Origin of the sequence: Dongshaea marina, assembly GCF_003072645.1 — a bacterium.
GTDB classification, from domain to species: Bacteria; Pseudomonadota; Gammaproteobacteria; order Enterobacterales; family Aeromonadaceae; genus Dongshaea; species Dongshaea marina.
Genome location: NZ_CP028897.1, coordinates 4,694,529 through 4,708,769, shown reverse-complemented (window position 1 = coordinate 4,708,769; position 14,241 = coordinate 4,694,529). Strand labels below are relative to the sequence as shown.

Sequence of the window (14,241 nt, the reverse complement as noted above, 5' to 3'; positions counted from 1 at the left end):
TTTGTCAAAATATTGCCCCTGATCATGGGACTGGCAACTGCGACCTCTTTTTACCTTCAACGGAACCATCATGTTAAATGCATTAACCTGTAGTGATTCATCCACTCCTGCACCCCCCGGCGAGCAGATGCAACAGATATTGCAGGATGTATTCGGCTACCACTCGTTTCGTGAAGGACAGCAGGCGATCATTGAGGATCTGATCCGCGGACGCGATGGCCTGGTGATCAAGCCCACCGGCGGGGGCAAATCGATCTGCTACCAGATCCCGGCAATGATGCGCGATGGCCTGGGGATTGTGGTCTCTCCACTGATCTCTTTGATGAAGGATCAGGTTGACTCTCTCAAGGCCAATGGTGTTTCGGCGGACTATATAAACTCATCCCTGACCGGAGAGGAGATCGGTGCCATCTTCTCTAAGATGGCGCGTGGAGAGCTAAAGCTCCTCTATGTTGCACCGGAACGGCTTACCCAGTATGACTTCCTGTGTCGCCTGTCGGAGCTGCCGATCGCCCTGATCGCTGTGGACGAGGCGCACTGTATCTCTCAGTGGGGGCATGACTTTCGCCCCGAGTACCGGGCGCTCGGGGTTCTCAAGCAGTGGTTCCCGGCAGCGCCTGTGGTGGCTCTTACAGCAACCGCGGATGCTACCACCCGTCAGGAGATCCTGACCCACCTGCATCTTGAGCAGCCCTTTGTTTCAATCTCCAGCTTTGATCGCGCCAACATCCGTTACAACCTGATCGAGAAGATCAAGGCATCGGCCCAGCTACTCAGTTATCTGGATCAGCATAAAGATGAGTGCGGCATCATCTACTGTACCAGCCGGCGCCGGGTCGAGGAGGTGACGGAGCGCCTCAAGCGAACCGGATTCAAGGCGGATGCCTACCATGCCGGGCTGCCGATCGAAATTCGCCAACGGGTTCAGGAGCGTTTTTTGCGTGATGAGTTGGAGATCGTGGTAGCGACCGTGGCCTTTGGGATGGGGATCGACAAGCCCAATGTGCGGTTTGTGGTGCACTTTGATCTGCCGAAGAATATCGAATCTTACTATCAGGAAACGGGCCGGGGTGGCCGGGATGGCTTGCCGGCCGAGGCGGTGCTGTTTTATGACCCGGCTGATGTGCATCGGGTGCGCCTGCTGCTGGAGCAGGGGGGGAATCCCGAACAGATGCAGATAGAGCAGCACAAGCTCAATGCGATGGTGGCTTTTGCCGAGTCTCAAACCTGTCGGCGCCAGGTTCTGCTCAACTATTTTGGTGAGTTTCGCGAACAGCCTTGTGGCAATTGCGATATCTGCCTGGATCCACCTAAGCGCTATGACGGAACCACAGATGCCCAAAAAGCCCTCTCCTGTGTCTACCGGGTCGGCCAGAACTTTGGGACTGGGTATGTGGTGGAGGTGCTACGGGGCTCTCTCAGCCAGCGATTACGCGATCATGGCCATGATAAGCTCAGTACTTTTGGTATTGGCCGCGAGCATAGCTACGAATACTGGGTGAGCATCATTCGCCAGTTGATCCATCAGGGCTTTTTAGTGCAGAACATCACCCGTCACATGGTGTTACAGCTGACCCAGGAGGCACGCCCTGTGTTGCGTGGTGAGAAGAGCCTGCAGTTGGCGGTGCCCAGGGTGAGTAGCATGGTGCGCAGCAAGAGTGGCGGCCGCTCCTCTTTGAATGTGTTGGAGGAGGGCGATCGTCGGCTGTTTGTTCAGCTGCGTAAGTTACGTCGTGAGATTGCCGAGGAAGAGGATGTTCCTCCCTATGTGGTGTTTAACGATGCCACCCTGGCCGAGATGTCCAAGCAGCGGCCGATGAATGAGGCCGAGTTGCTGCAGATCAGCGGTGTTGGTCAGCGTAAACTGGAGCGCTTTGGTGAAGCTTTCCTGGATCTGATTATCGAACAGACGGTGGAATAGGGGATCTCAAGTTGGTTTGGCGACTAAAAGGGTGGGATGAGCAGCGTCAGGTAGTATTACTCGATTGTGAAGGCCTGTCGGAGCAAAGTTTCGAGGGTAAAGCTCGTAAGCTGTGCTCCCAATATAATTTCACTGTCCTGGACAGGGAGTGGGCCGCCGATCGTTACTGCTGGATGCTTGATTTTGAGGGGCAGACCCTGCTGTTTCATTATCAGTGTTACACGGATAGCTGCTGGATTGAGCCTGCCGGCAGACTCGATAATCCCGGTTTTTTCAGCTTATGCCACTTGTTTGAGAAATAACTGCCAGTAGGGTTTCCAGGCTTTGGCGGGGTGTTTGCCCCGCGGTATCAATCAACAGGCGGGGACGCTCCCATGGGTGGTAATCCCGGGCCTGTACTTGTTGCCAGCTCGGAAGCTTTAACCCGGCAATCGAGCAGGTCCTCTGTTCAACCCGCCGGCGATGCTCTGCTTTATCTGAGCAGATCACTTCGATATTGTGACATAGTGCCCCGGCTTGGGCCGCGATCCCTTGCCAGCTTTGGCGGGTCAGCTCGATGGGGTTGCAGCTATCGGCGATCACACTCACTCCCAGCTTAAGGTTATCGGTCGCCAGGCGATAGCTCAGCTGATACCCCTCCCCAACTGCGTTGAACCGGCAAAGATCCTTCAGGCCTTGCTCTATGGTATCTATTCTCAGGTAAGCCGCTTTAATATGTTGTGCCAGCAGGGTAGAGAGGGTGGTCTTGCCGCTGCCGGGCAGGCCGGAGAAGACGTATAGAGTAGGCTGTTTATCTGGCATTTCTTATCTCGCACATTTGAACTCCCCCTATCCCACAGGGAAATAGAGGGAGAGCATGGAGCAGGTGAGTAAATCAGGCGATCTCAACAAGCTTGGCGACCAGCTTTTCGATACCGTCGGCGGCCTCTTCAATAGAGCCTGCCAGCATATAGGCTGGGGTGCTCAGGACCCGGTGCTGCTCATCATAGACATAGTCATCGACGGCGCACTCGATATGTTTGCCGCCCAGGGCGGTGATCGCCGCTGCGGTTTGTGGATCCTTACCTATGGTGAGTTCAACTCCAGGGCCATAGAAGTGCGGGATCATTACCGGGGCGATACACAGATAACCGGCGGGCTTTTTGGCTTTGGCAAAGGCGCTGGCAACCCGTTGCAGTTGGGGGTTGAGCTGAAACTCCGGCCCTTGGATCGCAAAATCACACAGGTTCTTGGCTGCGCCGAATCCTCCCGGGATCAATAGGGCGTCAAATTCAGATGGATCCAGTTGCTTGAGATCCTGGATCTCTCCCCGGGCGATCCGGGCCGCTTCTTTGAGGACATTTCTACGCTCAGACTGCTCATCCCCTGTCAGGTGGTCGATAACATGGTACTGAGGCACGTTGGGGGCAAAGCACTGGTAGCTGGCTCCCTGTCTGCGGATCGCCAGTAAGCTGATGACCGACTCATGGATCTCACTGCCATCAAAGACACCGCAGCCGCTGAGAATAACAGCAATTTTTTTCATACAGATCATCCTTTAACCGTTTGGAGTGGATAGCTGGAGCTGTAATGGTACCCTTTTGCCAGCAGTGCTTCGAGGTGGTTATTCAGAAAAGAGTTAAATAACAAATATTTATCAAAGATCCAAAAGATCCATTTGAAGTTTTCCACAATTTAAGGATTTTGATATTCAGCGGTAAGATCCTTAGGTGTGAATATAACTGCATGAAATATATGTAGATATATTTTCAGATCCTTAAGATCTTCACTCGAGAGTCTCGGGATCTATTTTTTGTCACAGAGTTATCCACATGGTGTCAAGATGAGTCTGGGGCATGGTGTCTGAGAGGGGGTTATGGCATTCTAGCAACAATTTTTTACCATGTTCAGCCCGCGATGACTCAGATAGCAGAAAATCCCTTTATCCTTGTTGATGGTTCCTCCTACCTCTACCGCGCCTATTATGCGCCACCCCATCTCACCAACTCCAGGGGAGAGCCTACGGGGGCGGTCTATGGTGTGGTCAATATGCTACGCAGCCTGCTTTCACAATACAAACCCAGCCACATGGCGGTGATCTTTGATGCCAGTGGAAAAACATTCCGCAGCGAGCTTTATACCGAATATAAGGCGAATCGGCCACCCATGCCTGACGATCTGCGTCAGCAAATCGAGCCTCTGCACAAGGTGATCCGTGCCATGGGTCTGCCACTCATCTCAATTCCAGGGGTTGAGGCCGATGATGTGATCGGCACCCTGGCGCTGCAGGCGGCCGATGAGGGGCTGAGTACTCTCATCAGCACCGGGGATAAGGATATGGCGCAGCTGGTCAATGATAAGATCACCCTGATCAATACCATGACCAATACCATTCTTGATCCAGCCGGGGTGCGGGAGAAGTTTGGCATTCCTCCTGAGCTGATCATTGATTACCTGGCCCTGATGGGAGATAAGTCCGATAACATTCCCGGTGTGCCTAAGGTTGGGGAAAAGACCGCTCTGTCGCTACTCAATGGTCTGGGGGGATCCAGGCGATCTATCAGTCTCTGGATAAGATCCCCGAGCTTGGATTCAGAGGATCTAAGACCATGGGGGCACGTTTGGAGGAGAATCGCCAGCAGGCTGAGCTCTCCTATCAACTGGCAACGATCAAGACGGATGTGGCGTTGGAGCTGCGTCCTGGTGAGCTTAAGATCTCGGATGCAAATGAGGATGCTCTCAAAGATCTTTACGCTGAACTCGAGTTTCGCCGCTGGCTTGGAGAGCTCCTGAAAAAAGATCAGGACCCGGGATCCTCAGCTGCTGCGCCTGAGGATGATCCTTCGCAAAATGTGCCGCAACAGGATCCGGCCGATCAGGGGATCGATCGAAGCCGATATCAGGTGATATCAAGCGAATCTCAATTTTCCGATTGGCTGAACAAACTTGAAGGAGCCGAGCTCTTTGCCCTGGACACCGAAACCACCAGCCTTAACTACATGCAGGCCGAGTTGGTTGGGATCTCCTTTGCGACGGCGCCCGGAGAGGCGGCTTACCTGCCACTGGCCCATAAGGAATCGGGTGAAATTGAGCAGTTACCCCTCGAGTGGGTGTTGGCAAAGCTAAAGCCTCTGCTGGAGGATGAAACCCGGCTCAAGGTGGGACAAAATATCAAATATGATATGAGTGTGCTGGCCCGCTACGGGATCAACTTAAGGGGAGTGGTGTACGATACCATGCTCGAGTCTTATGTGCTCAAGAGCATAGGTAGCCGCCATGATATGGATACTCTCTCGCTAACCTGGCTCGGTCACAAGCCGATCAGTTATGAGGAGGTCGCAGGTAAGGGAGCGAAGCAGCTGACCTTTGACGAGGTGCCACTGGAGCAGGCGGCGCCCTATGCGGCGGAAGATGCGGATGTCACCTTGCAGCTACACCATAAAATCTGGCCGGAGCTAGAACAGCAGCCCTCTCTGCAAGCGCTTTATCAAGAGCTGGAGGCGCCGCTGATCCCTGTGCTCTCCCGCATGGAGCGAACCGGGGTGATGATCGATTGTGAGCTGCTGGCCGAGCAGAGCAAAACACTTCAGCTGCGGATCGATGCCCTGGAGCAAAAGGCCTATGAGCTGGCCGGCTATGAGTTCAAGCTTGGCTCAACTAAGCAGCTTCAGGAGCTCTTGTTTGACAAGCTTAAGCTTCCGGTGTTGAAGAAGACCCCCAAGGGCGCCCCCTCAACGGCGGAAGAGGTGCTTCAGGAGCTGGCGCTGGACTACCCTCTGCCCAAGGTGATCCTGGAGTACCGCTCCCTGACCAAGCTCAAGTCAACCTATACCGATAAGTTGCCCAAAATGGTTGATCCCGATACAAGTCGGGTGCACACCTCCTATCACCAGGCGGTCACGGCCACTGGGCGCCTCTCATCATCGGATCCTAACCTGCAGAATATTCCGGTACGCAACGAGGAGGGACGCTTGATCCGTCGCGCCTTTGTGGCTCCCGAGGGCTACCGGATCCTGGCTGCGGACTATTCGCAAATCGAGCTTCGAATCATGGCACACCTGTCGGGAGATAAGGGATTGCTGGAGGCCTTTTCCCAGGGGCTGGATATTCACCGGGCAACCGCTGCCGAGGTGTTTGGTGTCTCCCCGGAGCAGGTGAGTTCTGATCAGAGGCGCAGTGCCAAGGCGATTAACTTTGGCCTTATCTACGGCATGAGTGCCTTTGGTCTGTCCCGTCAGCTCGGGATCTCGCGGGTAGAAGCTCAGAGTTACATGGATAAGTACTTTGAACGTTATCCCGGAGTTGAAAGCTACATGGAGAAGATCCGTGAGCAGGCAAAGCTGCAGGGCTATGTTGAAACCCTGTTCGGGCGCAGGCTCTACCTTCCCGAAATCAACGCCCGAAATGGAGCAAGGCGCAAGGCAGCCGAGCGTGCTGCCATCAATGCCCCGATGCAGGGGACGGCGGCAGATATCATCAAGCGGGCGATGCTTGAGGTGGATCGCTGGATAGCTGAGCAGGCCGAGGGTGATGCACGCCTCCTGATGCAGGTCCACGATGAACTGGTCCTCGAGGTGCGTCATGACAAGCTGGCTGAGGTGCAGAGCAAGGTGGTTGAACTGATGCAGCAGGCCGCAGATCTGGCGGTGCCCCTGCTGGTAGAGGCTGGCGAAGGGGATAACTGGGATCAGGCTCACTAACCAATCACATCCGGCGCTGTAGGCGCCTCTATAAACCTTATTCATCGGGGCTCTGCCTAATGAGCATTCGATGATGAGCCATGTTGGCCCACTGCGTCATCCTGATGCAGTGGGCTTTTTGGTTTCAATTTCAGTGGGCGGCAGGCCTGGATTAAACAATGTTAACCAGTTGTGAGGGATACAGACTTGAATACCCGAAGTTACATGCTGTTACTTTAATTCAAAACTGAAACTTTATTACGGAAAAGGGTTTTCTTTTGTTCCGGGATCGAGTACATTTAGCGGCGTAGGGTACAGAGGTAAGATGTTCTATCTTTCAGACCTTTTGTTTCACGTGATTGAGTATGGCTTTTTTAGCCGCCCCAGCATCGTAAGGTGCTGGGGCGTTTTTTTTGGGGCCAGGGAATGTTTGGTTCCAGCCGGCTCGGCTGGATAAAAATCGATACGCTTCCTATCATCCCTTCAAAATTCCGGCGCTTCCTGGCGATGGCGGACTTTTCTTTCAAATTCTGTTGCTGGTTTACAGATATCTGGCGATTTGTAACTTTCATACATACTGTTCCTGTCCCTGGGATCATGGAGCAATTAACCTTCCTTTAACCTTGAGGCCGACTCATTTGCTTCCCGGAGTGAGGGTGACATGGGTGATCAATCTCAAAAATATTCTGGACTCTGGCGCCAGCTTGTGTAAAATGCAGCCGCTTTCGAGTGTGCTTTTGCAATCACAGGACTCCCCATTGGGTCAGTCCTCCTTGCTATGGGCGCAATATGGACAGTCCTTGGGGGCCCTCGACCATTCGATAGGGACATAAATGGCATCATAGATAAATGTAAATCAATTTTTTCAGCACTCATGCTGAAGTTGGCTTAGGTGGGATGATGTTGTTTGAAGCTAAGAAGTATCTGTTTTTTTTTGCCGGTTTAGTGTTGGTTCTGTTGTTGGCCTACCTGTCGAGCAATGATCGAAAAAATATACGTAAGAGGCCGATCTTACAGTTGCTGGTGATAGAGATAGTGCTTGGTTATCTCTTAATGCGAACCGGGAGTGGTCAAGTCGTTGTTGGTTCAGTCAGTGGTTTCTTCGAAAAATTATTGAGTTATGCCCACGATGGAGTCGCTTTTGTTTTCGGAGATTTGGCAGCTAAAGGGCATTTTGTTTTCTACTTCAACGTATTGATGCCAATAATATTCATCTCAGTTCTCATCGGCATTCTGCGTCACTTCAAAATTCTTCCCCTCGTTATTAAATGCATCGGTATTGTCCTCAGTAAAATAAATGGTCTTGGTAAGCTCGAATCCTTTCATGCCATTAGCTCATTGACCATTGGCCAGTCCGAAGTCTTTATCACCATTAAACAGTTGCTTCCAAAGATTGATGAGAAGCGGATGTATACCCTGTCGGCAACCGCTCTTTCCACCGTATCCCTCTCTGTGGTCGGTGCCTATATGCAGCTGCTGGATCCTAAATATGTCGTGGCCGCTCTGCTGCTGAATATGTTCAGCACCTTCATCATTGTTTCCATCATTAACCCCTACACCCTGGCCGAGGGAGAAGATCTGATTGTGGTTGATGATGAAAAGAAGCAATCCTTCTTTGAGATGCTTGGAGAATATATTCTCGATGGCTTTAAGGTCGCCGTCATCGTCTCGGCGATGCTGATCGGTTTCATGGCGCTTATCTCGGCTCTGAATAGTGTGTTTGATGCCATCATAGGGATAAGCTTCCAGGAGCTTCTCGGGTACCTGTTCTCACCCATCGCCTATATGCTGAATATTCCGTGGGCAGAGGCGGTGAAGGCCGGGGGCATCATGGCGACCAAGCTGGCGACCAATGAGTTTGTGGCCATGATTAGCCTTTCTAAGCAAACGGGCCTGAGTCACCACACCACCGGAGTTATCTCTATCTTCCTGGTCTCTTTTGCAAATTTTGGCTCCATCGGGGTACTGGCCGGTGCCGTAAAGGGCCTGAATGCAGAGAAGGGAGACATGGTTGCCCGCTTTGGTTTCAAGCTGGTGTATGGTGCGACCCTGGTGAGCCTGCTCTCTGCGGTCATCGCCGGAGTTCTGATTAACTAATCAGGCCATAGCTACAGAGTTTAAGCCCCGGCATGCCGGGGCTCTTTTATGCCTGTAGATCAGCTTGGGAGACCGACAGGACCTTTGATGCCGTGCAGCTGCCCCGAGTCGCCAGCTGTCCATGGAACATTTGGACAGTGACCAAGTTTCGAGTATTGTCGGCTGGTGCAGACCCACATCTCAATGCTCTTGTGATGATCAGGATATCTCCAGTTAAAGGCGGTATCTGATCCGATCAACCAGCTGCTGAAGTCATGCTGACAACCCACCACACTTTTCTGTTCGGGCGTACAATAAAAATCAATCATCAGCAATATGGAAGAGTTAACTCTGTTTTTAAAGCTAATCCCATTGTTTTCAGGGATCTCTTTTTGAAAGCTGAATACAATATTCTCTCCAGCTTTGGCTTTGTGCTGAAACGCACTCATTCCATCGGTGTAGGTGAGTGCTCTCCCTGTTTCATTGTGAAGCGTAAATACGGAATGAGCCTGGGCCGATAAGCTGATAAGCAGGCCACAGAGTAGAAAAGACAGAACTATTTTCATTAAATATCCTTTTTAATTATAAATCCATTTAAAAATGCAAACATATAAGAGTGCGACTGCCCCGTTATCTCCCGGTTGGGAATGGGCTATATTTTTCAGGTTACAGATTTGAATAAAGTGATAAAACATAATCACCTCATTCAAGCTAGCATGGATTTATTTGAAAAAGAAAGGTTTTTTGAGTATGCCCCGTCTTAGTGCTCACCCGGATTAAGTTAATAAACAGGTGATTATCAGGAATTAAAAAATAAAATTTACCCTAGATGTATTGGCATGCTGTTTATTCAATTTCGGAGTAAATAACCTGTAGCAAATTTCTATCACTAATTAATCAGCGAGTTTTCAAATTAAGTGGTGAGCTATAAAAAAGGGTGTGTCTCGGATCTGTTGCTTATATAAAGCTGTATTGATTCAAGGCCACCGGCCTTGTGTCACAGGGATGCGGCAGCTGAGCTGGGTAGGAGTCTTATGCAAGAGATTTGGATACACACAGTGTTGGTGAGTCGTGAAACCACAGAGCAACATCAGATGTGAAACACGAGCTAAAAACAAAGGCTGCCTGGGGGCAGCCTTGGGAGAGTTACTCCTGCTCCGTCTCTTCATCATCCACTGAGGATGATGTGTACCAGGTTGTGAGTACAGCCTTGAGCTTATCCAAACCGATCCCCTTGGTGGAAGAGAAGGATTCGACCTGAATCTCTCCGCCGAGATCTGCTAGCTCTTCGCGGACCTTGAGTACCTGACTCTTACGTGGGCCAGGCTTGAGCTTATCGGCCTTGGTCAGCAGGGCCAGTACCGGGATTTCGGACTCACTGGCCCACTGCAGCATCTGCTGATCCTGCTCCTTGAGCGGGTGGCGAATATCCATCAGAACCACGATCCCTTTGAGCTGCTCACGGTGCTGCAGGTACTCTGACAGGGCTTTCTGCCAGTGTTTTTTCACCTCAAGGGGAACCTTGGCATAACCATAACCCGGAAGATCCACCAGCATCTTGCCCGGCTCCATCTCAAACAGGTTGATCAACTGGGTCCGCCCCGGGGTCTTACTGGTTCGGGCCAGGTTTTTCTGCTGGGTCAGGGCATTGAGTGCACTGGATTTACCCGCGTTGGAACGTCCGGCAAAAGCCACTTCGATGGAGTCATCTTTGGGGAGCTTTGACAGATCCGGTGCACTCATCACAAAGTGCGTTTGATTGAAGGGTAGTCGGGTTTTCTGCTCCACAATAATTCTCCACAAGCAGCTAGATTTCTTTGAACGCCGCGATTGTAGCATCTGAGGTGATTCAAGGGGTAGTTTTGTGGCTGTTTTGCGGCGAAAAGAGTAGAACAGGCCGCGAATGAGCAAGATAAAAAGAGGATGGCGGCTCACACTCCCTGTGAGCCGCCAGTTCGGGCAGAGCTTATCGCTTACCCGTTGACGACCTCAGGGATGGTTAACTCTTTTGTAGCTGACGAGGCGCTTTGAAATCGTTCGCTAAGGATCTCCGGTAACTTCTGCTCCATAACTTTTGCCAGATGCTGCCTTTGCTGCCCGGTCATAAACAGATAAAGCTTGCTGCGGCGCCTTAGAACATCATCGGCGCTCACTACCCACTCATGCTTGATAAGATACTCCAGCTCACGCTCGGTCAGGCCGCAACCATAATGTTCTCCAAGCTCCTTGAAGCTTCTCGCCTGGCCCAGCATTTGGCGGCTCAGGCTGCCATAGCTATGGGCCAGCCGGCGACGCAGATCCGCCTCTAACCAGGGATACTCTTGTTTGAGCCCCTGCTCCAGAGATGCGGCGCTTTCAATATCTCCGCCCGGCAGGGCACAGTTGGCGGTCCAGTCGCCACCGGCATGGGGGTAATAGGGCTTGAGTTTATTCAGGGCAGCCTGGCCCAGTTTTCGATAAGTCGTTAGCTTGCCGCCAAAGACCGACAGTAGCGGAGCCTTGCCACAGGCATCCGATAGCTCCATGGTGTAATCTCGGGTGACGGCCTGGGCCGAGCTGGACTCATCATCACACAGAGGACGAACCCCCGAGTAGCTGGCAATCACATCATCCGTACTGATCTGCTGCTTAAAGTGGTCGTTGACCACTCGAATCAGGTATTGGGTCTCATCCTCATCGATAGCGACCTTGCGCGGATCACCCTGGTACTCAACATCCGTGGTACCGATCAGTGAGAACTGCTGTAAATAAGGGATCACAAACACGATTCGCTGATCATCATTTTGTAATATATAGGCCTGAGGTTCATCGTGGATCCTTGGAACTATGATATGACTTCCCTTGACCAGGCGGATGTTGCGCGGAGAGTTCTCCGTGAGTGATTCATCAAAGAAGGACTTGACCCAGGGGCCAGCGGCATTCACCAGACCACGACTCAAAACCTCTCTGGATTCCCCGGTGAGTGAATCTGTGACCTCTATTTGCCAGAGCCCCTTGTGGCGAGTGGCTCGGGTAACCTTGGTGCGGGTATAGATCTCCCCCCCTTTTTCCCGGGCCTGCATCGCGTTGAGAGTCACCAGACGGGCATCGTCGACCCAACCATCAGAGTACTCAAATCCCCTGCGGATCTCCGGCTTGAGGGCGCTGTCCGGCCCAAACTTCAGGGTACAACTGCCGGGCAGGGTGACTCGCTTAGCCAGGTTATCGTAGAGGAACAGGCCGGCTCGAATCATCCAGGCGGGTCTGAGGTGAGGGCGGTGGGGCAGGCGAAAGCGCATGGGCGAAACGATATGCGGGGCCATTTTAAGTATGGTTTCCCGCTCGGCGAGGGCCTCTTTGACCAGGCGGAACTCATAGTGCTCCAGGTAGCGCAATCCACCATGGATCAGTTTGCTGGACGCAGAAGAGGTGGCACTCGCCAGATCATCGGCTTCAAAAAGAGCAACGGTGAGTCCACGGCCTGCAGCATCGGCTGCGATACCTGTTCCGTTGACCCCTCCGCCAACAATAACCAGATCATAAACTTGTTCGCTCATGGATAGCTCCCCCTACGCTCGGTAAACGCTCATATGTTCGATTTCGAACATTATAGGGTAGAGGAAATCATTTTTCGAGCATTTCGAAACAAAAAATCAACAAATGGAAGTGGGAGATGCCGGGGTAGGGTGGGAAGGGGACGATCCCGAACACTCAGGATCGTGAATCAGTTAGCAGATATAGCAGTTAACCTGGTGTTGCTGCATCAGGGCCATCAGCTCTTCCGGTGGCTCCTGATCGGTAAACAGGGCATCCACATCGCTGATTTTTCCCATGTTGACCATGGCGTTGCGCCCAAACTTAGAGTGATCCGCGGTCAGATAGGTGCTACGAGCATTGGCGATCATCGCCTGGGCGATCTTAACCTCGTGATAGTCAAAATCGAGCAGTGAACCGTCACTGTCGATTCCCGAGATGGCGATAATCGCAAAGTCCATGCGGAACTGACTGATAAAATCCCGGGTCGCCTCACCGATAATGCCACCGTCCCGGTTGCGGATTTCGCCACCGGCGATGATCACGGTGAAGTCATCCTTACTGGTAAGTATGCTCGCTACATTCAGGTTATTGGTGACAATATTGAGCCCCTTATGCCCGAGCAGGGCCTTGGCAACGGCCTCGGTGCTGGTACCTATATCGATGAACAAAGAAGCATGATCCGGGATATGACTGGCGATCGCCTCACCGATCCTGTCTTTCTCCTCCCGGGCCTGGATCTTGCGGGTGGAGTAGGCGGTATTCATGGTGCTTGATTCTATGGAGGCGCCACCATGATGGCGCTGAATCAGGCCCTGCTCTGCAAGCTCGTTAAGATCGCGGCGGATGGTTTGTGGACTCACCTCGAAGCGGGCCACCAGACCATCGGTAGAAATAAAGCCCTGATCCTGAAGAAGTTGCAGGATCTGTTGGTGGCGCTGACTCTGTTTCACATGCTTCTCCACGGCTATTTTTTCGAATGTGAGCTATGTTAGCGTATTCGCTCATCAGCAACCAGAGCTGCGTGCCTTCATCAGGGGCGACTAGGAATGAAGGGGATACCCTGAGGTATCCCCGTCTGAGAGGGAGAGGTTACTTGGTTTTGAGTTTTTCCAGGAACTGGTTGGACTCATTAATCGCAGCATTCATCTGCTTGATGGCGCTCTGGATCTCTTTCTCCAGGCTGGCAAATTCACCCTGCAGTGAACCCACAGCTGCGGCATTCAGATTGTGCTTGAGGTAGAGGGTGTTATCCCTGAGAGTATTGAGAACCGGGGTCATCTTCTGTTCTGAGCGCTTCATCGCGCTGAGCATCTTATTGTATGAGGCCTTGGTTTCTTTGAGCTTTTGGGCGCTGGCCCGGCGCAGTTTACTGCTGGTATAGAGATCAAGCTCCGAGTTCCACTCCTCAAACAGGGCCTGTGAAACATCTTCAATATCGGCGATCCGCTGATGAACATCGGCCGCAGCCTTCTCGCTATCCTGATATTTGTCGTTGACCCGGTTGTAGATATCCTCCAGATCCCCGCCCTTAAAGTTGGTCAGTGCCGAGAGTGCATCCAGCGCACTGGTAAACTCTTGCTGAGCCTCCTGCTGGGACTGCTTGGCATCTTCAACCCGATCCACCATGATGTCCCGTTTGTGGTAGCCAACCTTCTCCATCGCTGAATAATAGGCGGATTGGCAGCCCGTCAACGCCATCACCGACAGAGCGATCACTATCAGATAACGCATCCTAAACTCCTTTTAAAAATATCTTATAAATCAGAACTATGGATGAGAGGGGAGGGATATTCAATAGCTGAATATCCCTCATGGGATGGCTTTGTCTCTTCGAGACAATTGCCTCAGCGTGGCAATCAGCCAATCCGTAGGATAAGAACAGGAGTTGTTTGACCTACGGTCTGCTGATTTGTGCCAGAGGCACAATTGTCCAGTCGCGGACTGCGGGTTAAGGGGGGTGTTAGCCCTGCGGGCTGTTGCTTTGTGCCTTCGGCACAGATGTCGGGGCGCCGACTGCGCCCTACTTTTGTATCGTTAAAAGTAGGCAAAATCTCGCTTCGCACTGCGAGT

General features: G+C 52.2%; 11 protein-coding genes and 1 pseudogene. 4 read left to right on the top strand and 8 right to left on the bottom strand.

Annotated elements, in window-relative coordinates; translation table 11 throughout:
* The first annotated feature begins 70 nt into the window (after positions 1-70).
* Together recQ and DB847_RS22035 are read left to right on the top strand one after the other, a co-directional pair.
* Positions 71-1,921, top strand: a complete 1,851-nt coding sequence (recQ, locus tag DB847_RS22040; RefSeq protein ID WP_407644428.1) for a DNA helicase RecQ — start codon at positions 71-73, stop codon at positions 1,919-1,921.
* 11 nt (positions 1,922-1,932) lie between these two features.
* A complete protein-coding gene (locus DB847_RS22035; RefSeq protein ID WP_159084794.1) occupies positions 1,933-2,223 on the top strand; it encodes a DUF3630 family protein in 291 nt (96 codons plus the stop codon).
* On the opposite strand, the gene DB847_RS22030 is transcribed toward DB847_RS22035, so the two are convergent.
* Positions 2,195-2,722, bottom strand: a complete 528-nt coding sequence (locus DB847_RS22030) for an AAA family ATPase (RefSeq protein WP_108652598.1) — start codon at positions 2,720-2,722, stop codon at positions 2,195-2,197. The genes DB847_RS22035 and DB847_RS22030 overlap by 29 nt on opposite strands.
* A 73-nt stretch (positions 2,723-2,795) precedes the next feature.
* On the bottom strand, positions 2,796-3,446 hold the full coding sequence (gene elbB, locus DB847_RS22025) for an isoprenoid biosynthesis glyoxalase ElbB (RefSeq protein ID WP_108652597.1): 651 nt from the start codon (positions 3,444-3,446) through the stop codon (positions 2,796-2,798).
* Between the two features lie 371 nt (positions 3,447-3,817).
* On the opposite strand from elbB, the pseudogene polA reads away from it, so the two are divergent.
* Positions 3,818-6,600 (top strand): annotated as a pseudogene (polA, locus tag DB847_RS22020) (DNA polymerase I).
* Between the two features lie 353 nt (positions 6,601-6,953).
* Here the strand turns inward: polA and DB847_RS24595 are convergent.
* Entirely contained in the window at positions 6,954-7,151 is a 198-nt protein-coding gene (locus DB847_RS24595) for a hypothetical protein (RefSeq protein WP_159084793.1), read from the bottom strand.
* Between the two features lie 328 nt (positions 7,152-7,479).
* Here DB847_RS24595 and DB847_RS22015 point away from each other — a divergent pair, with 328 nt between their 5' ends.
* Positions 7,480-8,676 carry a NupC/NupG family nucleoside CNT transporter gene (locus DB847_RS22015; protein WP_108652596.1) on the top strand — a complete coding sequence of 399 codons (1,197 nt, stop codon included), beginning with the start codon at positions 7,480-7,482 and terminating at the stop codon, positions 8,674-8,676.
* 59 nt (positions 8,677-8,735) lie between these two features.
* On the opposite strand, the gene DB847_RS22010 is transcribed toward DB847_RS22015, so the two are convergent.
* From DB847_RS22010 to DB847_RS21990, 5 genes are all read right to left on the bottom strand, one after another.
* Complete coding sequence (locus tag DB847_RS22010) at positions 8,736-9,221, bottom strand: hypothetical protein (protein WP_108652595.1); 486 nt, start codon at positions 9,219-9,221, stop codon at positions 8,736-8,738.
* 580 nt (positions 9,222-9,801) lie between these two features.
* Positions 9,802-10,398, bottom strand: a complete 597-nt coding sequence (gene yihA, locus DB847_RS22005) for a ribosome biogenesis GTP-binding protein YihA/YsxC (RefSeq protein ID WP_407644470.1) — start codon at positions 10,396-10,398, stop codon at positions 9,802-9,804.
* Positions 10,399-10,628: 230 nt separating this feature from the next.
* Positions 10,629-12,191: a glycerol-3-phosphate dehydrogenase gene (gene glpD / locus DB847_RS22000; protein ID WP_108652593.1), complete on the bottom strand. Its 1,563-nt coding sequence runs from the start codon at positions 12,189-12,191 to the stop codon at positions 10,629-10,631.
* A gap of 171 nt (positions 12,192-12,362) precedes the next feature.
* A complete protein-coding gene (locus DB847_RS21995) occupies positions 12,363-13,121 on the bottom strand; it encodes a DeoR/GlpR family transcriptional regulator (protein WP_108652592.1) in 759 nt (252 codons plus the stop codon).
* Between the two features lie 139 nt (positions 13,122-13,260).
* The gene (locus tag DB847_RS21990) at positions 13,261-13,902 is read right to left on the bottom strand and encodes a DUF2959 domain-containing protein (RefSeq protein WP_108652591.1); all 642 of its coding nucleotides are present in this window, start codon (positions 13,900-13,902) and stop codon (positions 13,261-13,263) included.
* Positions 13,903-14,241: the final 339 nt, after the last annotated feature.